Origin of the sequence: Mesorhizobium sp. LNJC394B00 (genome assembly GCF_000502555.1) — a bacterium.
Lineage (GTDB): Bacteria > Pseudomonadota > Alphaproteobacteria > Rhizobiales > Rhizobiaceae > Mesorhizobium.
Genome location: NZ_AYWH01000005.1, coordinates 335,967 through 355,736, shown reverse-complemented (window position 1 = coordinate 355,736; position 19,770 = coordinate 335,967). Strand labels below are relative to the sequence as shown.

Annotated in this window: 20 protein-coding genes; 5 read left to right on the top strand and 15 right to left on the bottom strand. The window is 62.4% G+C overall.

All coding sequences use genetic code 11. The features are described 5' to 3' along the window. Nucleotides 1-2 precede the first annotated feature (2 nt). Both pdeM and X751_RS145095 read right to left on the bottom strand, forming a co-directional pair. Nucleotides 3-719 (bottom strand): ligase-associated DNA damage response endonuclease PdeM, encoded by a 717-nt coding sequence (pdeM, locus tag X751_RS145090; RefSeq protein WP_023703455.1) that lies wholly within the window; start codon nucleotides 717-719, stop codon nucleotides 3-5. Continuing rightward, on the bottom strand, nucleotides 716-3,205 hold the full coding sequence (locus X751_RS145095) for a ligase-associated DNA damage response DEXH box helicase (RefSeq protein ID WP_245265797.1): 2,490 nt from the start codon (nucleotides 3,203-3,205) through the stop codon (nucleotides 716-718). The genes pdeM and X751_RS145095 overlap by 4 nt, the downstream gene beginning before the upstream one ends. Between X751_RS145095 and X751_RS1000000168010 the strand changes: the two genes are divergently transcribed. Continuing rightward, nucleotides 3,113-3,307 carry a hypothetical protein gene (locus tag X751_RS1000000168010; protein ID WP_245265798.1) on the top strand — a complete coding sequence of 65 codons (195 nt, stop codon included), beginning with the start codon at nucleotides 3,113-3,115 and terminating at the stop codon, nucleotides 3,305-3,307. The genes X751_RS145095 and X751_RS1000000168010 overlap by 93 nt on opposite strands. Before the next feature lie 145 nt (nucleotides 3,308-3,452). On the opposite strand, the gene X751_RS145100 is transcribed toward X751_RS1000000168010, so the two are convergent. The 3 genes from X751_RS145100 to X751_RS145110 form a co-directional block, all read right to left on the bottom strand. Then, nucleotides 3,453-4,313: an NlpC/P60 family protein gene (locus X751_RS145100; protein ID WP_023745287.1), complete on the bottom strand. Its 861-nt coding sequence runs from the start codon at nucleotides 4,311-4,313 to the stop codon at nucleotides 3,453-3,455. A 28-nt stretch (nucleotides 4,314-4,341) separates the two neighbouring features. Further along, nucleotides 4,342-4,692: a MarR family winged helix-turn-helix transcriptional regulator gene (locus X751_RS145105; protein WP_023699486.1), complete on the bottom strand. Its 351-nt coding sequence runs from the start codon at nucleotides 4,690-4,692 to the stop codon at nucleotides 4,342-4,344. A gap of 61 nt (nucleotides 4,693-4,753) precedes the next feature. Beyond that, entirely contained in the window at nucleotides 4,754-6,115 is a 1,362-nt protein-coding gene (locus X751_RS145110; protein WP_023745286.1) for a M17 family metallopeptidase, read from the bottom strand. A 311-nt stretch (nucleotides 6,116-6,426) separates the two neighbouring features. Between X751_RS145110 and X751_RS145115 the strand changes: the two genes are divergently transcribed. After that, nucleotides 6,427-7,248: a tetratricopeptide repeat protein gene (locus X751_RS145115; protein WP_023745285.1), complete on the top strand. Its 822-nt coding sequence runs from the start codon at nucleotides 6,427-6,429 to the stop codon at nucleotides 7,246-7,248. 113 nt (nucleotides 7,249-7,361) lie between these two features. On the opposite strand, the gene X751_RS145120 is transcribed toward X751_RS145115, so the two are convergent. The 9 genes from X751_RS145120 to X751_RS145160 all read right to left on the bottom strand — a co-directional run bounded on the left by X751_RS145120 (nucleotide 7,362) and on the right by X751_RS145160 (nucleotide 16,471). Next, nucleotides 7,362-8,378, bottom strand: coding sequence for a type II secretion system F family protein (locus X751_RS145120; protein ID WP_023703460.1), 1,017 nt, complete (start codon nucleotides 8,376-8,378; stop codon nucleotides 7,362-7,364). Nucleotides 8,379-8,417: 39 nt separating this feature from the next. After that, a complete protein-coding gene (locus X751_RS145125) occupies nucleotides 8,418-9,431 on the bottom strand; it encodes a type II secretion system F family protein (protein WP_023703461.1) in 1,014 nt (337 codons plus the stop codon). Nucleotides 9,432-9,460: 29 nt separating this feature from the next. Next, on the bottom strand, nucleotides 9,461-10,966 hold the full coding sequence (locus X751_RS145130; RefSeq protein WP_023745284.1) for a CpaF family protein: 1,506 nt from the start codon (nucleotides 10,964-10,966) through the stop codon (nucleotides 9,461-9,463). 29 nt (nucleotides 10,967-10,995) lie between these two features. After that, nucleotides 10,996-12,279 (bottom strand): CpaE family protein, encoded by a 1,284-nt coding sequence (locus X751_RS145135; protein ID WP_023681982.1) that lies wholly within the window; start codon nucleotides 12,277-12,279, stop codon nucleotides 10,996-10,998. 54 nt (nucleotides 12,280-12,333) lie between these two features. Further along, the gene (locus tag X751_RS145140; protein ID WP_023745283.1) at nucleotides 12,334-13,071 is read right to left on the bottom strand and encodes a CpaD family pilus assembly protein; all 738 of its coding nucleotides are present in this window, start codon (nucleotides 13,069-13,071) and stop codon (nucleotides 12,334-12,336) included. Between the two features lie 14 nt (nucleotides 13,072-13,085). Continuing rightward, entirely contained in the window at nucleotides 13,086-14,618 is a 1,533-nt protein-coding gene (locus X751_RS145145; protein ID WP_023681984.1) for a type II and III secretion system protein family protein, read from the bottom strand. After that, nucleotides 14,615-15,427, bottom strand: a complete 813-nt coding sequence (gene cpaB, locus X751_RS145150; RefSeq protein WP_023681985.1) for a Flp pilus assembly protein CpaB — start codon at nucleotides 15,425-15,427, stop codon at nucleotides 14,615-14,617. Before cpaB ends, X751_RS145145 begins: the two co-directional genes overlap by 4 nt. A 205-nt stretch (nucleotides 15,428-15,632) precedes the next feature. Further along, nucleotides 15,633-16,151 carry a prepilin peptidase gene (locus X751_RS145155; protein WP_023703464.1) on the bottom strand — a complete coding sequence of 173 codons (519 nt, stop codon included), beginning with the start codon at nucleotides 16,149-16,151 and terminating at the stop codon, nucleotides 15,633-15,635. Between the two features lie 149 nt (nucleotides 16,152-16,300). Continuing rightward, nucleotides 16,301-16,471, bottom strand: coding sequence for a Flp family type IVb pilin (locus X751_RS145160; protein ID WP_023681987.1), 171 nt, complete (start codon nucleotides 16,469-16,471; stop codon nucleotides 16,301-16,303). A 345-nt stretch (nucleotides 16,472-16,816) separates the two neighbouring features. On the opposite strand from X751_RS145160, the gene X751_RS145165 reads away from it, so the two are divergent. The 3 genes from X751_RS145165 to X751_RS145175 all read left to right on the top strand — a co-directional run bounded on the left by X751_RS145165 (nucleotide 16,817) and on the right by X751_RS145175 (nucleotide 18,673). Further along, nucleotides 16,817-17,239: a pilus assembly protein N-terminal domain-containing protein gene (locus tag X751_RS145165; RefSeq protein WP_023681988.1), complete on the top strand. Its 423-nt coding sequence runs from the start codon at nucleotides 16,817-16,819 to the stop codon at nucleotides 17,237-17,239. Nucleotides 17,240-17,394: 155 nt separating this feature from the next. Continuing rightward, complete coding sequence (locus X751_RS145170) at nucleotides 17,395-18,012, top strand: TadE/TadG family type IV pilus assembly protein (protein WP_031196259.1); 618 nt, start codon at nucleotides 17,395-17,397, stop codon at nucleotides 18,010-18,012. Between the two features lie 25 nt (nucleotides 18,013-18,037). Next, nucleotides 18,038-18,673, top strand: coding sequence for a TadE/TadG family type IV pilus assembly protein (locus X751_RS145175; RefSeq protein WP_023745282.1), 636 nt, complete (start codon nucleotides 18,038-18,040; stop codon nucleotides 18,671-18,673). Between the two features lie 25 nt (nucleotides 18,674-18,698). Here X751_RS145175 and X751_RS145180 read toward each other — a convergent pair whose 3' ends face one another. Next, nucleotides 18,699-19,652 (bottom strand): PhnD/SsuA/transferrin family substrate-binding protein, encoded by a 954-nt coding sequence (locus X751_RS145180; protein WP_023745281.1) that lies wholly within the window; start codon nucleotides 19,650-19,652, stop codon nucleotides 18,699-18,701. Between the last annotated feature and the right edge of the window lie 118 nt (nucleotides 19,653-19,770).

Genomic DNA, 19,770 nt, shown 5'->3' with positions numbered 1-19,770 from the left:
ACTCAGCCCGGCCGCAGCATCGAACCGGAAATGGCGAAGATGCGCGCGGCGCCCATCATATAAGCTATCAACGTCTCGCGGCGGAACAGGCCGGCATAGGCGCGGTCGAGCACGTTGAGCGAGCCGGTATAAGCGCCGAAGGCCGGCATGATCATGCGGCCGCCATCGCCGGCAAAGCAGCGCCGCCGCACCGAGCGGCCCTGCTGGACGATGCGGGCGCAAGGGTGAAGATGGCCGGCAACTTCGCCCTCGGTTCTTATCTTCGACGGCTCGTGGCGGAACAGCAGCGAGCCGATGGCGAGTTCGCGCACCGTCTCGCCGGGCAAATCCGCCGGCGCTTCCGGGTCATGGTTGCCGGCGACCCAGAACCAGTCGCGGCCGGCCATCAATGCTTCCAGCCGATCGCGGAAGGTTTGATGCATGCGCTCGGCGCCGCCGCCGTCGTGGAAGGAGTCGCCCAGGCTGATGACGATGGCCGGCTGGTAGTCCGCGATTACCGCCTGCAGCCGGAGCAGAGTGGCGCCGGTATCGTAGGGCGGGATCAGTGCGCCGCGCCTGGCGAAGGACGAGCCCTTTTCCAGATGCAGGTCGGAGACCGCGAGCAGCCTCAGATCGGGGAAATAAAGCACGCCGCGCGAATCACAGATCGCGCGCTCGCCCGCGATGCCGACAAAGTCGGCCTCGGCGATCAGCGATGCCCGCGCCAGCGAAAAATTCATTCCTCAACCATCCCAGGACCCATGGCTTCCTCGACCAAAGTCGCGGCATCCATCAGCAGCGTTTCGTCGGCCTCGCCGTTCACCGGCATCTTGCCGATTTCGAGCATGATCGGCACGGCCAGCGGCGATATCTGTTCGAGTGCCTTATGCACGATTCGACCCTGGATACGCGAGAGCATGTCGGCAAGTCTGCTGACATCGAGCAGACCGGTCGCCGCGTCGGCGCGCGTCGCCTGCAGCAGGATGTGGTCGGGCTCATGGCTGCGCAGCACGTCATAGATCAGATCGGTCGAGACGGTGACCTGGCGGCCGCTTTTCTCCTGGCCGGGGTGACGTTTCTCGATCAGGCCTGAAATCAGCGCGCAGTTGCGGAAGGTGCGCTTGAGCAGCCAGCTGTCGGCCAGCCAAGCCTCGAGGTCGTCGCCCAGCATGTCCTGGTCGAACAGAGCGCCAAGCGAAGGTTTCCGCGATTTGAACATCGCGCCCATATCGCCCAGCGACCAGATGGCCAATGCGTAGTCGGTGGCGACGAAGCCAAGCGGCCTGGCGCCGGCCCTGTCCAGCCGGCGGGTGAGCAGCATGCCGAGCGTCTGGTGCGCCAGCCTGCCCTCGAAAGGATAAGCGACGAGATAGTGACGGTTGCCGCGCGGAAAGGTCTCGATCAAGAGGTCGTCGCGTTTGGGCAATACCGATTTGTCGGCCTGGTAACGCAGCCAATCCGACACCTGCTCGGGCAGCTTCTTCCAGCGCTGCGGGTCGTCCAGCATGGCGCGCACCTGCTCGGCGAGGTAGGTCGAAAGCGGAAATTTGCCGCCGCCATAATAAGGCACCTTGGCGTCGCTTCCCGGCGCATTCGAGACGAAGCATTCGTTCTCGCGGATGCCTTCGAAGCGCAGGACTTTGCCGGCAAACATGAAGGTGTCGCCATGCGTCAGCGTTTCGAGGAAGGCCTCCTCGATCTTGCCCAGAACCCGGCCGCCGTGCGAAGCCGAGCCTTTGCTGCCGGCCTTGACGTAACGCACATTGAGCGCCGGCACCTCGATGATCGTGCCGACATTCAGCCGGTATTGCTGGGCAACGCGCGGATTGGAGACCCGCCACATGCCGTCCTTGTTGAGGCGGATTCGGGCGTAGCGCTCGTAGTTCTTCAGTGCATAGCCGCCGGTAGCGACGAAATCGATGACGCGGTCGAATGCCGGCCGGTCGAGGCTGGCATAGGGCGCTGCTGTCTGCACTTCCTCGTAGAGATCGTCGGCGCGAAACGGCGCTCCGCAGGCGCAGCCCAGCACATGCTGGGCCAGCACATCGAGCCCGCCATTGACCAGCGGCGGCGTATCCTGGGCGTCCAGATAGTTGGCGTCCAGCGCTGCCCGGCACTCCAGCACTTCGAAACGATTGGCCGGGATCAGGATCGCCTTCGACGGCTCGTCCATGCGGTGATTGGCGCGGCCGATGCGCTGCGCCAGCCGGCTGGCGCCCTTGGGCGCGCCGACATGGACGACCAGATCGACATCGCCCCAATCGATGCCAAGGTCGAGCGTCGAGGTGGCGACGATGGCACGGAGCGCGTTTTCCCCCATCGCCTTCTCGACGCGTCGGCGCTGGGCGACATCGAGCGAGCCGTGATGCAGCGCGATCGGCAAGGTATCCTCGTTGACCCGCCATAATTCCTGAAACAGCAGCTCGGCCTGGCTGCGGGTGTTGACGAACAGCAGGGTGGTCTTGTGGCGCTTGATCTCGCGATAGATTTCCGGCGTCGCATAGCGCGCCGAATGGCCGGCCCATGGCACGCGCTCTTCCGAATCGAGTATCGAGATTTCGGGCTTCGCGCCGCCGGTTACGACGATGAGTTCAGCCATGTCTCCCGGTGGATTCTGGCCGACCAGCCAGCGCCGCAATTCGTCGGGCTCGGCCACCGTTGCCGACAGACCGATCGTCTGCAGGCCGGGCAGGATGCTGCGCAGCCGCGCCAGCCCGAGCGCCAGCAGATGGCCGCGTTTCGATGTCACCAGCGAATGCAGCTCGTCGAGCACGACATAGCGCAGATCCTCGAAGAAGCGCCCGGCATCGCCGGCCGCAATCAGCAGCGCCAATTGCTCGGGCGTGGTGAGCAGGATATCGGGCGGCGCCAGCTTCTGGCGCTGTCGCTTGTGGGAAGGCGTGTCGCCGGTGCGCGTCTCGATGGTGACGGGCAGGCCGATCTCCTCCACCGGCTTGCCGAGGTTGCGCTCGATGTCGACGGCCAGCGCCTTCAGCGGCGAGATGTAGAGCGTATGGATGCCGCGCCGTGCCATACCGGCTTTGCGTCTGGGGCGGTTGGCCAGTTCGGTCAATGATGGCAAGAAGCCGGCCAGCGTCTTGCCGGCGCCGGTCGGTGCGATCAAGAGCACCGATTGCCCGGCGTGAGCCTTCGCCAGCAGCTCGATCTGGTGAGCGCGCGGCGACCAGCCTTTTTCGCCAAACCATCTGATGAATGGCTCGGGCAGAAGGACGGCGGCTTTCTGTTTGGCAAGGCGCGGCTGCTCGGTCACGCGAAAGAGGTAGCGCGACGGCGCGCGATCGCCAAGGAAAATCGGAACAAAAGGTGATCGGCCGAGCTATCCCTCGCCGCGTTTACGGGGAGAGGGATGCCGGCAGGCAAGTGAGGCGCAGCGCGACCTTTCAGTCGCTGGCGTCGCCCCTCATCCGCCCTTCGGGCACCTTCTCCCCGTGAACGGGGCGAAGGAAGAGGCGCTAAGGCCGCCGAAACCCAGTCGGCCCGCCATAGAGATACCCAATCCGATCAACCGCATACTTCAGCCCTTCGCGCGAGACCAGCATGGTGTGGCCGTTGGCGTGGATCATGGTCTCGGCGTCGGTCATAACGGCGACATGCCCCTTCCAGAACACGAGGTCACCGCGTTTTAGCCCGGCATAATCGGATCCCGGATCGAGCGGCTCGCCGAGGCCTGCCGCCTGCATGTCGGAATCTCGAAGCACATTGCGGCCGGCCATGCGCATGGCCAGTTGCACGAGGCCAGAACAGTCGATGCCGAAGCCGGAGGTGCCGCCCCAGAGATAGGGCGTGCCGATAAACATCTCGGCGACCGAGACATAGTCGGCGGCGATATCGCTGACGGGGCGCACATGGCCGGCGATCAGCGCCTCGCCGGAAGGCAACAGCGCATAGTGCGTGCCGCGCGTTTCGGCAGCGCCGGTTACCGTCACCGTCGAGCCCATTGACAATTGGCCGCTGATCGGGAAGCGCAGATCCGGGCCAGGATAGAGGAAGGTGCGCGGCGCCGTGACGATGTGGGTTGGCGCATGCTCGGGTGCGCCCAGCATGGTGGCGCCGACGTAGCCGACATAGCCGTCGCGTTCGGCCTGGACCCAGGCCCATCCCTCGGCTTCCTCGAAGACAAGCACATCGTCGCCGAACAGAATTTGCGTGTTGACGCCGGCATCCGGGCGCGGTGCCTTGCGCACGTCAGCCACCGAGGCTGTGATCCGGGCCGGACGGCCGGTGACGAAGCGATCGGCCGACACCTCCCCTTTCAGCCTGGCATCGGCGAGGTCGGAACGGAAGGCGTGGAGGCGGGCGTCCCTGGCAGGCAAATCGGTACTCGTCTAGTTCATGGATTGATCAGATGGGCAGTTCATGAGCCTTGGCAACGATACCATCCCCGAAGCGCTCGACAAAGAGCGCGCCTTCGACCGTGCGCCGGATCAGCACATTGCGCTTGTCGAGCTCGTCGCGATGGCGCGACACCAGTTTCAGCGCACCCATAGTGTCGAGCGCGCGGGTGATAACCGGCTTGGTGACATTGAGGCGGGCTGCCAGGCCGCGCACCGTGTGCGGCGGCGGGTCGAGATAGATGGTGAACAGGATCGCCGTCTGGCGCATGGTGAGATCTGGCGCGCCGGCGCGCACCTGCGACAGCATCACCTGCTGCCACAGCCGCATCGCCTGGCTCGGACGCATCGAAATCGACATCGCCCGAGCATGACGGCAAATTGTTTCGGTTCCGTTTCAGTTTTGGTGGCCGTCTCAGGCGTCAGGCATAGCGCCTCGAAATGACCCGCTCCAGTGCACGGATGCCTTGCGCCTCTCCGCCGGCGGGTCCGTAGGGGCGATCGGACGGGTTCCAGGCGAAGATGTCGAAGTGCGCCCAGCCCGTTGTCCGTTCGACAAAGCGCTTGAGGAACAGCGCCGCGGTGACCGAGCCGGCGAAACCGTCCGTGGTTACGTTGTTGATGTCGGCGATCTTCGACGCCAGCCTGCCGTCATAGGGTCGCCACAACGGCATGCGCCACAACGGATCCTCGACGGCCACGGAGGCCGCAGCCAGTTCGGACGCCAGCGTTTCGTCGCCAGTGTAGAAAGGCGGCAGATCGGGCCCGAGCGCGACACGCGCTGCCCCGGTCAGCGTCGCCATGTCGATCAGCAGTTCCGGCTCCTCGTCATCGGCCAGCGCCAGCGCATCGGCCAGCACCAACCGCCCTTCGGCGTCGGTGTTGCCGATCTCGACGGTAATGCCCTTGCGGCTGGTCAGTACATCTCCAGGCCGGAAGGCGTTGCCGGCAATCGAATTCTCGACCGCCGGGATCAGGACGCGCAGCCGCACCTTCAGCCCGGCAGCCATGATCATCGAGGCCAGGCCCAGCACATTGGCGGCGCCGCCCATATCCTTCTTCATCAAGAGCATGCCCGAGGACGGCTTGATGTCGAGGCCGCCAGTGTCGAAACAGACACCCTTGCCGACCAGCGTCACCTTCGGCGCGCCTTCGGGTCCCCAGACCATGTCGATCAGGCGCGGCGCGCCGACCGAGGCGCGGCCGACCGCATGGATCATCGGGAAATTCTGCTTCAGGAGATCATCGCCCTTGATCACCGACACCTCGGCCTTGTGAGTGGCCGCCAGGGTCCGAACCGCCTTCTCCAACTCGTCCGGTCCCATGTCGCTGGTCGGCGTGTTGACCAGGTCGCGCGCCAGGAAGACGCCGTCGGCGATGCCCCGGACACGTCCTGGATCTACGCCGAGCGGCAGCGCGAAACGCAGCGCCTTGCCTGATTTCTTGCCGTAGCGAGTGAAGACGTAACCACCGAGCACCAAGGCTATGACCGCGAGTTCCGGCTCGGCGGGAGCGGCGGCAAAATGCCAGTCGCCTTCCGGCAAGGCTCTCGCCAGCATGCCGACGGCCAGCGCGCCCTCGCCGTCACCGACGCCGAACAAGGCGCCAGCAAGGGAACCGTTGTCGCCCGGGACGGCGAGCGTCCTGCCGGCTTCGCCGGAAAAGCCGTTGGCGGCCGCCCATGCGATCGTGGAAGGCGAAAGCCCCAAGGCCTCCAGTCCATCCCTCGCGACCAGATGGATCGGCAAGGCAGTGTTTAGTGTCTCGACGAGTTCGACGGGCATTCGATGGTCTCCGNCCTCGCGACCAGATGGATCGGCAAGGCAGTGTTTAGTGTCTCGACGAGTTCGACGGGCATTCGATGGTCTCCGGGAGGCTTGCAGATCGTCCTCAGTCAAGTGACAGGGACGTCGAATGATTTCAACATCTATGCACAGAGCCGGGCATGGGACGTGCCAGGTCAGTGGCTTCCGGCGGGCCGTTCACCGATCCGACGGCTCGCTTTTTAACTGTCCGTTAGGGTTAACAGAATATTTCTGCAGGGATGAAGATGGCCACGTGAATGGCCACGCCCAGAATGGAGAGCCCCGTGCCGATGCCCACCAGCCGAAGGATGAACGTCACGGGCAAACGGTTGGTCACCACAGCGCTGCTGATGGCGCTGGCGGCCGGTGCTGCGGGGTGCGGAACCAGCAAGCTCACGACCGGCTCGATCGGGCGCACCAGCGGCAAACCGCTGGAAACCATGTCGGCCGGCGAGTTGCACGGGGCGACCGGGCGGCTCGGCGAATCCTACGCAAAGAACCCCAACGACAAGCGGCTGGCGACAAATTTTGCGGCGGCGCTCCAGATGGACGGCGATGCCGACCAGTCGCTTGCCGTGATGCGCAAGCTGGCGATCGCCTACCCCAAGGATCGCGACGTGCTTGCCGCCTACGGCAAGGCGCTGGCCGCCAACGGCCAGTTCGAGCCGGCGCTCGACGCCGTGCGCCGGGCGCAGACGCCGGAATATCCGGACTGGCGGCTGATGTCGGCCGAGGCCGCCATTCTCGACCAGCTTGGCCAGAAGGATGAAGCGCGCCAGAACTACCGCAAGGCGCTGGACCTCAAGCCGAACGAACCCTCGATCCTTTCCAATCTCGGCATGTCCTATGTGCTGGAAGGCGATCTGCGCACCGCCGAGACCTATATGCGCTCGGCAGCCCAGCAACCGAATGCCGACAGCCGGGTGCGCCAGAACCTTGCGCTGGTCGTGGGACTGCAGGGCCGCTTCGACGAGGCCGAGAAGATCGCCTCGCAGGAGCTTTCGCCGGAACAGGCGCAAGCCAATGTAGCCTATCTTCGCGAGATGCTTGCCCAGCAGAACGCCTGGAGCCAGCTCAAGGATCAGGACAAGGCAAAGGCGGCGACCAACTGAGCGCCGCATGGGCGCCGGCTCCGCACAGCGCAAAATCCGTCCACGCATCAACGCTGAAAACCAAGAGCCGCACTGCATTGGCAGTGCGGCTCTTTGTATGGCTGCAACGAGGCCTACTGGCTTGAGGAATTGTGCTGGTCGCCGAAGATGCCGCGCTGGCTGACCTGAATGCCGGCTGGGCCCAGAATGATGGCGAACAAAACCGGCAGGAAGAACAGGATCATCGGCACGGTAAGCTTCGGCGGCAGGGCGGCGGCCTTCTTCTCGGCTGCATTCATGCGCATGTCGCGGCTTTCCGCGGCCAGCACGCGCAATGCGTGCGCCACGGGTGTGCCGTAGCGTTCCGCCTGGACCAGTGCCTGGGACACTGACTTCACCGATTCCAGGCCGGTACGAGCCGACAGGTTTTCATAAGCCTGCTTGCGTTCCTGCAGGTAAGAGAGTTCGGCATTGGTCAGCACGAATTCCTCCGCCAGCGCCACCGATTGCGAACCGATCTCCTCGGAGACCTTGCGCAAGGCAGCCTCGACCGACATGCCCGACTCGACGCAGATCAGCATCAGGTCGAGCGCATCCGGCCACGCCGCCTGGATCGACTGCTTGCGCTTGGCGGCACGATTGTTGACGTAAAGGATCGGCGCGTAGAAGCCGGCGTAGGCGACGAGAATGCAGACGAACAGTTTCGCGAAGGCCGGCCGGTCAGGCAGTCCGCCGAGCACGAACAGATAGATCGCTGCCAGCGCGAAACCCACAAACGGCAGGATCAGGCGGAAAAACAGGAAGCGCGTCAGCGGGTTTTGGCCACGAAAGCCCGCCACCTTGAGCTTCTGCAACGTGCCTTCATCGGCCAACGCACGCCGCAGGTCCAGCCTGTCGACGATGTTGCGCATGCCGATCGACTGCTCTTCCCGCAGCCCCTTGCGGCGGCGATCGGCTTCGTTGGCAAGCCGCGAGCGCTGCTTGGCGCGCAATTCGTCACGCTCCAGCGCCACCGATTTCATGCGCGCCTTGAGCTGATTGCCGCCAAGCGCCGGCAGTAACGTGAAGACGGTCGCGAACACCGCAACGCCGACCAGCAATGCGATCAGGAAGGCAGGATCGGTCAGCGATTTTACGACTTGGTCGGTCATCCGTTTTCAGTCTTTTCGTTCGAGCTTTCCAAGGTGGGCCTAAACTTCAAAGTTCATCATCTTGCGCATCACCAGAATGCCGATCGACATCCACACGCCGGAACAGCCAAGGATCAGATTGCCGGTGCTGGTGGTGAACAGCGGCATGATGTAGTTCGGGCTCGACAGATAGACGAGAAGGGCGACGACAATAGGCAGCGCGCCGATGATGACGGCCGACGCCTTCGCTTCCATGGACAGCGCCTGGACCTTGGCCTTCATTTTCTTGCGATCGCGAAGCACGCGCGAAAGGTTGCCTAGCGCCTCGGAGAGATTACCGCCGGCCTGTGACTGGATCTGGATAACGATTCCGAAGAAACTTGCCTCGCTGCACGGCATGGTCTCAGCCATGCGCAAGGTGGCGTCGGGGATGGACATGCCAACCTGCTGCGAATCGACGATCCGGCGGAACTCGGTCTTGACCGGCTCCGGCGATTCATTGGCGATCAGGCGAATGGCGTCGTTGAGCGGCAGGCCGGATTTGACGGCGCGCACGATGATGTCGAGGGAGTTGGGAAATTCGTTGAGGAACGCCTTGACCCGGCGCGCGCGGCGAAACGAGACGAACCAGCGCGGCAGGCCGAGCGCGCCGGCCAGAAGCGTACCCGGCAGGACAAGTAGCGGCGCGCCGGCGAGATAGGCGAGCACCGTCAGCGCGATGCCGCAAATGACGGAGTAGATATAGAAACGCTCGATCGAGACCTGCATGCCGGCCTGACGAATCTGGGCCTTCAACGGCGGCTTCTTGACGGCGAGTTCGTTGGTTTTCTGCTTTTCGTCGAGCTGTTTCAGCGTGTCCTGGACAGATTTACGCCGCTTGACCGCCTCCGCGACACGGTCGCGCGAAGCCTTGACGACCGAACGATCGGTCTCGGCGGCCTTGATCGTCTCGAGCCGCTTGCCGGCCTGCTTCTCGTTGCTCATCTTGGTGAACAGGAAGGCATAGGCGACCGCACCGGCGCTGAAGCCGGCGAGCACGATGAACGCCAGTACGGTGGTATCAATTCCGAACATCGACCTCAGTCCCCACGCCTCGATATGCGTTAGTCAGCGCGTTTCTCCATCGATTCCAGAGCATTGGCGAGGCGCTGTTCCTCGCCATAGTAGCGGGCGCGATCCCAGAAATGCGGACGGCCGATGCCGGTCGACACATGCTCGCCAAGCAGCCTTCCGTTCGAGTCCTCGCCCTTGATGTTGTAGAGCACGATGTCCTGCGTGATGATGACGTCACCTTCCATGCCGATCACCTCGGTGATGTGGGTGATGCGGCGCGAGCCGTCGCGAAGGCGTGCTGCCTGGATGATGACATCGACGGAGCCGACGACGATTTCACGCACGGTCTTCTGCGGCAGCGAATAGCCGCCCATGGCGATCATCGATTCGATACGGTTCAGGCATTCGCGCGGGCTGTTGGAGTGGATCGTTCCCATCGACCCGTCATGGCCGGTGTTCATCGCCTGCAGCAGGTCGAAAACCTCCGGTCCGCGCACTTCGCCGACGATGATGCGTTCGGGCCGCATGCGCAAGCAGTTCTTGACCAGGTCGCGCATGGTCACCTCGCCTTCGCCCTCGAGATTGGGCGGGCGGGTTTCGAGACGTACCACGTGCGGCTGCTGCAGTTGCAGTTCGGCCGAGTCCTCGCAGGTGATGACGCGTTCCTCGCGGTCGATATAGTTGGTCAAGCAGTTGAGCAGCGTCGTCTTGCCGGAGCCGGTACCGCCGGAGATGACGATGTTGCAGCGGACGCGGCCGATAATCTTGAGTATCTCGGCGCCCTGCGGCGAGATGGCGCCGAACTTGACCAGCTGATCGAGCGTCAGCTTGTCCTTCTTGAACTTGCGGATGGTGAGCGCGGTGCCGTCGATGGAGAGCGGCGGCGCGATCACGTTGACGCGAGACCCGTCAGGAAGACGGGCGTCACAGATCGGGCTCGATTCGTCGACGCGGCGGCCAACTTGGCTGACGATGCGCTGGCAGATGTTGAGCAGCTGCTGATTGTCGCGGAAGCGGATGCCGGTCTGTTCGACCTTGCCGTTGACTTCGATGTAGACGTTCTTGGAGCCGTTGACCATGATGTCGGCGATATCGTCGCGGGCGAGCAGCGGTTCCAGCGGCCCGTAGCCTAGCACATCGTTGCAGATGTCGTCGAGCAACTCTTCCTGCTCGGCGATCGACATTGCGAAATTTTTGATGGCGATGATGTCGTTGACGATATCGCGGATTTCCTCGCGCGCGCTCTCGGGATCGAGTTTCGCAAGTTGCGACAGGTCAATGGTGTCGATGAGCGCGGAGAAGACCTGGCTCTTGGTGTCGTAGTAGGTTTCGCTTTTTTCGCGCTGGATCTTTTTTGGCGGCTCCGGCGCCATCGACGGCGCCTCAACGGCACGGCGAGTTGGCGGCGTTGCCAGCGCTCCCGGCGGCGGCGCTGCCGGGGGTCGGGCAAGTACCCCCATCTCCGCAGGCGTTGCAGCAGCCGGCGCCGCTGACGCTGGCTGACGGAACTCCGGGGTGAACCGGCCGCCGTCGTCGGAGCCTCTTTTTCCAAACATGATCGACTACCAATTTCGCTTGAGAAGCGTCATTTCTTGTTACGCGAGAGCTTGCCGAGGAGGCCGCCAAGGCCTGCCTTCTTCCTGGCCTTGATTTCGCTGCGACCGGTCAGCACGTGCGCGATTTCGTTGATCATGCCGACGACCGGGCTCTTGGGATCCATCTCGCCCAGCATGCGGCCGTTGTTCGCGGCATTTCCAAACAACAACGGGTCGAAGGCGATGACCGACATCGGCGTGAGGCTGAGCGGCTCGGCGAAGTCGGAAGCGGAAATCTCGGGCCGTTTCGGCACGCCGGCCTGATTGATGATCAGTTTCGGCGGCGGATCGTTCGGGCGAAGACGCGTCAGCATATCGACCAGATTCTTGGTGTTGCGCAGATTGGCCAATTCCGGCGTCGCAGTGATGACGATCTCGTCGGCCTTGATCAGTGTGTTCTTGGTCCAGCCCGTCCAGATATGGGGGACGTCGAGCACCAGCAGCGGCACGCTGCGCTGGGCGGTATCGATGAGTTGCGTGAAGGCATCGGGATCGAAATCATAGACACGTTCGAGGGTGGAGGGCGCGGCGAGCAGCGACAGATGTTCGGCGCACTGGGCAAGCAGACGGTCGAGATAAACCTCGTCGACGCGTTCGGGCGAAAACACGGCCTCGGCGATGCCTTGCGCAGGGTCCTGGTCGAAGTTTATGTTGGCCGTCCCGAAAGCCAGGTCGAGATCGGCGACGACCACTTCCGACTTGAACAGCGATGACATCGCCCACGCCACATTGTGGGCGATGGTCGAGGAGCCGACGCCACCCTTGGCGCCGACGAAGGCGATCGAGCGGCCGATCGGCTCGGCTTCCGGATCGACGAAGATCGACGAAACCACCGAGACAATATCGGCCATCGACACGGGCGCGATGACGTATTCGGAAATACCGAAGCGGATGAGTTCGCGGTAAAGACCGACATCGTTGTAGTGGCCGATCACCACGACTTTAGAGGAGGGATCGCAATATTCTGAAAGCTGGGCAAGCTGCTCCAGCAACTGCTTCGGTTCGCTGCGCGACTCCAGAAGGATGAGGTTCGGCGTCGGCGCGGATTGGTAGAATTCGATCGCCGTGGCGATGCCGCCCATATGCACTTTCAGATGCGCCTTGGCCATGCGGCGATCCTCGCCGGCCCGCTCCACCGGATGCGCGACACCTTCCGTCTCGCAAAATGCCTGGATGGAAATACGCGGAACCGGCCGCAGCGCCTGCATCGCGGCAATATCCAATTGCGAGCTGTCGCCGCCGTCTACGGGCGTATCGTAGGCAAGATTGCTCATTGTCATGCTCTTTTCCGTGACTTCTCTTCCGGTCTCTACGCGGGACCGGCGCTCCTAGTACGTCACTTCCGAATTGCCGAGGAACTCGTCCGAAATACCTCTGCCGCGGTAGACGTCGATCACCGCGCCGCGGTTCTCGGCGTCGATGTCGGACGACTTTCTTGGCCCGAGCAGATCGGTCGGATTGGCGAGTTGCGCGGCGAGGTTGTTTTGAGACGAGCAGCCGTAATCGGCGTAGTGCTTGTTTTCGGAGGTTTCGAGGATGTCTTCGGGCCAGCGCCCGCATTTGTCGGTCTGGGCTCTCACCGAAATATAGGAAACGCGGATAGGCGCCGACGCTTCCGGGGAAACCGACTGGTAGGAGGTCACCACGATCCGGTTTAGCTTGATGCCGCTGGCAACCGCCAGCCTTGCGAAATCGCGCGCCGCGGCAGTCGCCGCGACCTCATTAGCCGAGCCGATCGGGGTTGCGATCGTCAGCGCCGGGGCAGCGCTCTTGTCGTAACCGTCGAGGAAGCCCAGAAGCGTGTCGCGCTGCGAGCCGGTCATGCCGCGATCGCCGGCGCCGACCGGGAGGTCGAGCTTCTGGTTCTTCTCAGCAATTACGATCGGATGCGTGGTGCGATAATCATCGGGAATCGCCCCAACCGTGATGCTGTCGCGCTTAGCGCAACCGGCAAGCGAGGCGGCGATCGCGACCGCCAGGATCGGCATTGCCGATCGGCGGATCCGGCCACGGCCAGACCATGCCTTTGCGGCAATCGCCAGTACCTTTGATGCTGACTGAGACATGTCCGCTTCCCCGCTTACTTGTAGATGAAGCCGACAACGCCGTGGTAGCGGCCGTTGGGCTTGTCGGTCTGCATGGTGCCGTAGACGCGGTTGACGCGGCCAAGGAACATGGCCGGACCATCGCCGGCGGCATTGAAATTGTCGTCCGGCTTAGCCAGGTCGTTGCGCGCCACCGGCCGAGCCAGATAAGGCGTGATGATGATGACCAGTTCAGTTTCATTGCGGACGAAATCGCGGCTGCGGAATAGCGTGCCGAGCACCGGGATCTTGGTCAGGCCGGGCAAGCCCGATACAGCCTGGCGGACGTCGTCGCGAACGAGGCCGGCAATCATCATCGAACCGCCCGACGGCAATTCGACGGTGGTGTCGGCAAGTCTCTTGCGGATCGACAGAAGCGTCAGGCCGGGCAAGCTGCCGCCGCCTTCCAGGGTGGTAGCACCTTCCGAGGTCGGCTCCGAAACCGATGTTCTGACCTTGAGGCTGATCCGACCCGCCGACAGCACAACGGGCTGGAACTCGAGGCCTATGCCGTATTCCAGCTTTTCGTTGGTGTAGGTGACCTGGCCGGTCTGGTTGTCGGTCGAAACGTTGTTCGTACGTGCCGTGATGAGATTGAATTCGCCGCCGACCCTGAACGTTGCCTTCTCGCCCGAAACCGCGGTGAGGGTCGGTTCTGCAAGCGTCTTCATGACGCCGCTTTGCTCCATGGCATTGATGTAGGCTTTGAGGCCACTGCCGCCCAAGTTAAAGCCTGAATTCTGCGAAAGCGGCTTTCCCAAACCGTAGTTGGGCGAACTCAGCGCACCGTAGGCGATGCCGTCCATGCTGCCGCTGCCAACCATGTTGACGCCGAGCTGCTTCATCACCGAGCGGCTGACTTCGGCCACGGTCACCTTCAGCGTCACTTGGTCGTCGCCGATGATCTGTAGCAGGTTGACGATCTTCGAGACCCGGCGTTCGGCATCCGGGTTGTTGATGTCGACGCCGCCATTGGCATTACCGCCGGCCGCGGTCTGCGAATACTGGCCCGTCGTCGCTTCACCGCCGGACACGAAGATGGTTGCCAGATCGACGGCGCGCTTGGCATCGAGCGGCGTATCCACCGTCCCGGTCAGGACGACGTTGTCGTTCAGCAATTCGACCTTGATCTCGGCATTCGGAAGGAAGCGCTTGAGGTAGTCTTCCAATCCGGCGACGTCGCGTTCGACGGCCAGATCCAGGCTGGCAATCTGCTCGCCATTGGGACCGAAGACGAAGATGTTGGTTTCGCCCACCGACTTGCCGAACAGATAGATGCGCCTTGCGGTGCGGGTCACCGCATCGGCGACCGCGGGATTGGCGACAAGGATGTCGTAGGCGTCGCTCGGCAGATCGATGACGACCGATTTGTTGAGGCCGAGCTTGACACGTTGCGTGGCGGTCGAGGCCGTGACCCCGACGCTCTTTCCGGCGGCCTTGGCGTCGCCGAGGCCACTTGCATGGGCTCCGAGGAAAAGCAGGCCGACGGCTGCAGCCATGGTGACCGGCAGTTTAGCGACTAACCTCATTTCCTTGCCCCTACTTCGGAAACTTCGCCCGATTTGATCAACCGCACCGTTCCGCGCCGCCCACTGCCGGAAACGAGGTAGTCGGCTTCATCGGTACCCTTTTCCTTGTTGTCGGTGATCGAGCGCAGCGCCAGCGTCAGGCGATCGGCCATCTGCTGGGCGACGGTTATGATCTCGGCCTGCTGCGGCGTCAGCTCCAGCGTCGCCGTCTGTCCGACCCTGGTCTTCTTGCCTTCCTCGTCCTCCTGGATGGTCTGATCGATCGCCAGGACGCGGATGTTCTTGAGGATGGTCTCGGTGGTGAATCCGCTGCCGCCGTTGCCGGTGTCGGATCTGCGGGTCATGATGACGTCGACAAAATCGTTGGGCAGGATGAACCCGCCTGCCGACGTGTCAGCCGAGATCGCGGTGGCGACGGCACGCATGCCGGTGGGCAGGATCGAAGACATGAAGCTTTGCCCCTCGCCGATCAGCTTGGAGCGCCGCAGCGGCTCACCGGTGTACATCGCCATGCGGGCGACGGAGCCCTTCAGTTTCTCCCGCGCTTCGGGTTCGGCGGCACGGGTGATGAAATTCGCATTGATGCCATCGGACGGCCAGGACTCCCAGCTGAGATTGTTCTCAAGTGGGCTGCCCATCGGCACGTCGCCGGAAAGCACGAGCACATCCTGCAAGGCAATGGCCGGCGCCTGCGGGGCATCGGCGACGACCTGCTGGGGCGGGACCGCCACCATATTCTTGGCAACATAACCTGCACCACCCGCCGCAGCCACCGCCACGCCCAGAATAATCAGTCGGGATGCTGGCATCTGTCCGAACCCTCGCCTTTAGGCAACCACCTAGCCAGGCCGGACTTTGCAGCGGCAATCGTCAAAACAAGGTTAATGCAATGCTTACGATCGTGATTAATTTAAGGTTTACATAAATTGGACGGACCCGTGCTCCGACGACAGAAAGGGCGAACAGCGGCCTCTTTTCAGACCGATGTCGGAGCGGCAAAGGTTGCTTGCTGTTTCAGTTCGCCAGCTTTGCCAGTGCCCAAACCATCAGGGGTGAATCCGGATAGGTCAGCAGCCCGCCAATGCCGAGTGCAATGCCGTAGGGAACGCCAGTCGTGTCGTCGGCGAAATGGCGCAGGAATAGATTGTGGCTGGTGTAAATCGCCAGCGGCGATTTCCGGTAGAGAAGGATGGCGAGCGTCAGCAGTCCGCCGATGAACGTCGATATCACGAGATACTCGACAAGGTGAATGTTGAACCCCATCCAGACGGCGGTGCCGGCGAGCAGCTTGGCGTCGCCGCCACCCATGCCGCCGAGTGCAAACAGACCGAACGTCACGGCCAGCACCAGGCCGCCGGCGGCGAAATGCCAGCCATAGGTTGCCCAGTCCATGGCCGTCAGCGGCGCAACCAGCGCAAACACCGCCAGCAGCAGCACCGGTACGCGGTTGGCGATCGTCATCGACAGCATGTCGGAGATCGCGGCGAAGAGCATGCAAAAAGGAAAGATGACGAAGATCAACGCTTCGAGCATGGGCGCGACACCCTGTTGCCAACTGTATCCAGCCTCAGCCTAGACATATATGATTAACGATCGATGAGACTGGGTTACTCAAAACCACCCGACGCGATGAAATAAGGGCCGCCAGTCAGGCGGCCCCTATCTCTAAGGCAACCAGTGTATTACGAACCACTCACCTTACCGGCGATGGCGATGAACTTGTTGTTCAGGGCGTTGCCGAGCTGACCAGCGCCAAAAATGATGGCAAGCGCGATGAGAGCGGCGATCAGACCGTATTCGATAGCGGTCGCGCCGGATTCGTCCTTCGCGAAACGTGCGATGAGATTAGACATTCGAGAGCTCCTACTCCACGTGTTACAGCACTTCCGTCAACTTCTGTGGTGGTTGATCGGATGCTGCCAATCTACGGAGAAGCTCTTTCAATCGGCTTAATAAACAGCCTTACCGATTCCTTTCCCGCTTCGAACAGCTTGCGTGGTTAACCGGAAACTAAACGCTGGACAGTAGCTCGCCTGCCCGTGAAAAGCTGTAATTTCACGGCTATCGGCAGGACGCATTGTTATATCAGCTGGCAGCAAGATTGGAGCGAATACCCGGCGCCGGTCAAGGGTTTAACCGTTGGTTCACCAATCTCCTTCATGTTCCGTGAACAAGTTTTGCCGCTGTGGAGCGCCTTGATGACCGCCATGAAATCGTCATTCCTGCTTGTCGCGCTTCTCGCCGTCCCGGCTTTCGTGCTGCCGGCCAAGGCCGGAGCCGGCATCGAAGTGACGATGAACCAGGCCAAGATCGTCAAACTGACACGCCCCGCCGACACCATCGTCGTCGGCAATCCGGCGATCGCCGACGCCTCCGTCCAGGATGCATCGACGATCGTGCTGACGGGCAAGGGGTTCGGCGTGACCAATCTGGTTGTCCTCGACCACGATGGCAGCCCGATCGTCGACGAGCAGGTGACCGTAGTGCGCCAGGACGCGTCGTCGGTGCGTATCTACAGGCGCGCCTCGGTCCAGACCATGTCCTGCACGCCCTATTGCGAAAGCTCGTACAAGAGCGACTCGGAAAAGTCGTCCGAGGCCGAGATGAGCGCTGGGCAGTAAGCGCCTCAGGTGACTTGATTGTCTGGGGGAGAGCCGCGTCGGTTAGCGGCCGGTTAATGTCGCCTGGTCGAATTTAACGGTCATTCAAACCGGAGCTAAATGGGTTCTTGATAGTGGTGCTGACGGTACCGCATCAGGATCGGCAGGAACGGGATATGGGCGACGTTTTGGACGAGGATTCAAGACGCAAGATCTGCAAGGCCAAGGCAGGGCGCGTGACGTTTGCCCGTCGTTTCCTTGGTGATCGGCGCGGCGGCACGGCGATAGAATTCGCCATGCTTGCGTTACCGTTTGCGGCTCTCGTCTTCGCCATCCTCGAGAGCTGCATTTCATTTGCCGGACAGGAGGTGATGGCCAACATCACCGATGATATCGCCCGTCAATTGCGTACTGGCCAGTTGAGGCAAGCCGATGTGACGGAAGAGAAGCTAAAGGGTAGGGTCTGCGCCAGACTCGAGATCATTGTCGCCAAGGGTTGCCCCGGTTTGCTGGTTGATCTGCGCCCGTTCAAGACCTTTGCCGGGGCAGCCAGTGCGGGTTTCAAGATTTCCGGCTCGACCATCACGCTGACGGGCAAGGATCCGGATACAGGCAAGGACCCGGCTTTCGGGACCCCCACAATAGGTCCGGCAGAATCAAAGAACATGCTGCGGGTTTTCTACCCTTGGCCGGTCATGACCGATTTCATGGCTCAATACATGTCGAATATGGATGGCGGCAAGACGCTGCATTACGCAACGGCAACGTGGCAAAACGAGCCATTCGACAACTGAGGCACGTGTAGCAAAGGAAAAGGGCATGTTTCGTGCGGGGGCACATCCGGGGATATCGGTTATCTGGAAGAGAGCGGCGCGGTTTTGTGCCGATCGGCGGGGCATAGCGGCGGTCGAGTTTGCCCTCATCGTGCCCGTCTTGCTGATCATGTATTTCGTTACCATGGAGGCCTCGCAAGCCATCGAGGCCAGCAAGAAGGTCAGCCGCATCAGCTCCATGGTTGCCGACCTCGTCACGCAGCAAACGTCGGTGGTCAATGCAGATCTCACCGACATTATGAAAATCGGAAACTCCAGCCTTCAGCCTTATAACCGCTCAGTCGCCGATATCTTCATCACAGCAATCGACATCGAAGCCGATCCGGGCAAACCGACACCGAAGGCGAAGGTGGCGTGGTCCTGGCGCGTGCTGAATGGGGTCACGAGCCGCGACTCCAACCCGACAAGCTCCACCACTGTTCCGGCGACGCTCAACGTTGCGGGGACTTTCCTTATTCGTGTCAAAACCACTCTCAATTATGAACCGATCATCTCCTGGTCGGAAGGCTCCGAAAAGCCGCTCGGATTTATCTCGGCCTTCAACGAAGGCAAGATAACGATGAGCGAAACCTACTATCTCAGGCCGCGCCGGGCCACGTCGATCCCCTGCAGCGATTGCTGAAGCAGTTCTACCCATTCAACCCGGTTCATTGCGCGCTGCTGTCGGTGCTGGCTGACACCAGGCGCACGATGGAAGCGGCCATCGCATAGTCACTCGCAGCGGCGAGCGTGAACCCTCCCGAATGTCTCGATTCCACGAAATCGTAGACTTCCGGCGACTGCGATCTGAGATTGGTGAGGAAGACGGTCAGTCGGCGTTTGGCTTCGGGGTCGAGATCGCTGCGGACGGCGTGAGGGCCGTATCTGAGCACGCCGGAAGTCCAGATGATCTGGAGCGCGGCTTCTGGAATCCCCGCCGCCTCCAGCCGCGCCGCCGTGCCGTCCGGATCAGCCGGCTGATCGCCAGCAATCGCCGTCCGGTTTTCCGCCGTGGCCCGCTCCCAGCCGAATACGGCATCGGCCTGGCCATCGGCCAGCATCGCTTCTGCGGCGGCAGCCGAGCCGGCATGAACGAGGAATGGCGCATCCTGACTGATCTTGATGCCGTCGGCCGCCAGCCCGGCGAGCGGTAGAAGCGAACCGCCGACATAGTCGGAAGGCGCCATGGCGATGCGGTGCGTTTCCAGGGCCGCGAGATCGGAAAGCCTGCCGTCGCGCGTCAAAAGCACGGAGCGGATGCCCGTGGCACCGTCGGCGTCGACCGGCGCCACAAGAGGTTCGACGCAGCCGCAGCGCTCCGAGGCGGTGGCGTAGGCGGTCGCCGAATAGACCGCGTATTGAATCCGGCCATTGGCCTGCGCCTCCATCAGCGCCGCATAGTCATGCGCGACGACGAATTCCACCTTCATGCCGAGCGCCCTGCCGTAGGCGTCAGTCAGCATGGCCAGACCCGGAACCGTGTTGCCGGCGCCCGGCTCGGCAACGATGCCGATCCGAAACGTGCCGATCTGGTCGCGCCAGTCGGCGTGCGCGGCGAGCTGCGAGGCCAGCAGCGCTACAGTGGTCGCCAGTGCACTCCAACCCAGGTCAGCCCGTCTCATCGATCCATGCCCCGCACGCCGTTCCTTGAAGCGCATCGCATGTCTCAAGGATGCGTACAGCGCGCCTGCCCGACTTCGCGACCATCGCGTCAGGCCGTTGCCGCCTGGTTTACGATTT

What these genes read in the sequence shown, in the direction of transcription:
- pdeM (WP_023703455.1), bottom strand. Translation starts at nt 719, where the DNA reads ATGAATTTTTCGCTGGCGCGGGCATCGCTGATCGCCGAGGCCGACTTT.
- X751_RS145105 (WP_023699486.1), bottom strand. Translation starts at nt 4,692, where the DNA reads ATGTCGATTTCGATGCGTCCGAGCCAGGCGATGCGGCTGTGGCAGCAG.
- X751_RS145110 (WP_023745286.1), bottom strand. Translation starts at nt 6,115, where the DNA reads ATGCCCGTCGAACTCGTCGAGACACTAAACACTGCCTTGCCGATCCAT.
- X751_RS145115 (WP_023745285.1), top strand. Translation starts at nt 6,427, where the DNA reads ATGCCCACCAGCCGAAGGATGAACGTCACGGGCAAACGGTTGGTCACC.
- X751_RS145120 (WP_023703460.1), bottom strand. Translation starts at nt 8,378, where the DNA reads ATGACCGACCAAGTCGTAAAATCGCTGACCGATCCTGCCTTCCTGATC.
- X751_RS145125 (WP_023703461.1), bottom strand. Translation starts at nt 9,431, where the DNA reads ATGTTCGGAATTGATACCACCGTACTGGCGTTCATCGTGCTCGCCGGC.
- X751_RS145130 (WP_023745284.1), bottom strand. Translation starts at nt 10,966, where the DNA reads ATGTTTGGAAAAAGAGGCTCCGACGACGGCGGCCGGTTCACCCCGGAG.
- X751_RS145135 (WP_023681982.1), bottom strand. Translation starts at nt 12,279, where the DNA reads ATGAGCAATCTTGCCTACGATACGCCCGTAGACGGCGGCGACAGCTCG.
- X751_RS145140 (WP_023745283.1), bottom strand. Translation starts at nt 13,071, where the DNA reads ATGTCTCAGTCAGCATCAAAGGTACTGGCGATTGCCGCAAAGGCATGG.
- X751_RS145145 (WP_023681984.1), bottom strand. Translation starts at nt 14,618, where the DNA reads ATGAGGTTAGTCGCTAAACTGCCGGTCACCATGGCTGCAGCCGTCGGC.
- cpaB (WP_023681985.1), bottom strand. Translation starts at nt 15,427, where the DNA reads ATGCCAGCATCCCGACTGATTATTCTGGGCGTGGCGGTGGCTGCGGCG.
- X751_RS145155 (WP_023703464.1), bottom strand. Translation starts at nt 16,151, where the DNA reads ATGCTCGAAGCGTTGATCTTCGTCATCTTTCCTTTTTGCATGCTCTTC.
- X751_RS145160 (WP_023681987.1), bottom strand. Translation starts at nt 16,471, where the DNA reads ATGTCTAATCTCATCGCACGTTTCGCGAAGGACGAATCCGGCGCGACC.
- X751_RS145165 (WP_023681988.1), top strand. Translation starts at nt 16,817, where the DNA reads ATGACCGCCATGAAATCGTCATTCCTGCTTGTCGCGCTTCTCGCCGTC.
- X751_RS145170 (WP_031196259.1), top strand. Translation starts at nt 17,395, where the DNA reads ATGGGCGACGTTTTGGACGAGGATTCAAGACGCAAGATCTGCAAGGCC.
- X751_RS145175 (WP_023745282.1), top strand. Translation starts at nt 18,038, where the DNA reads ATGTTTCGTGCGGGGGCACATCCGGGGATATCGGTTATCTGGAAGAGA.
- X751_RS145180 (WP_023745281.1), bottom strand. Translation starts at nt 19,652, where the DNA reads ATGAGACGGGCTGACCTGGGTTGGAGTGCACTGGCGACCACTGTAGCG.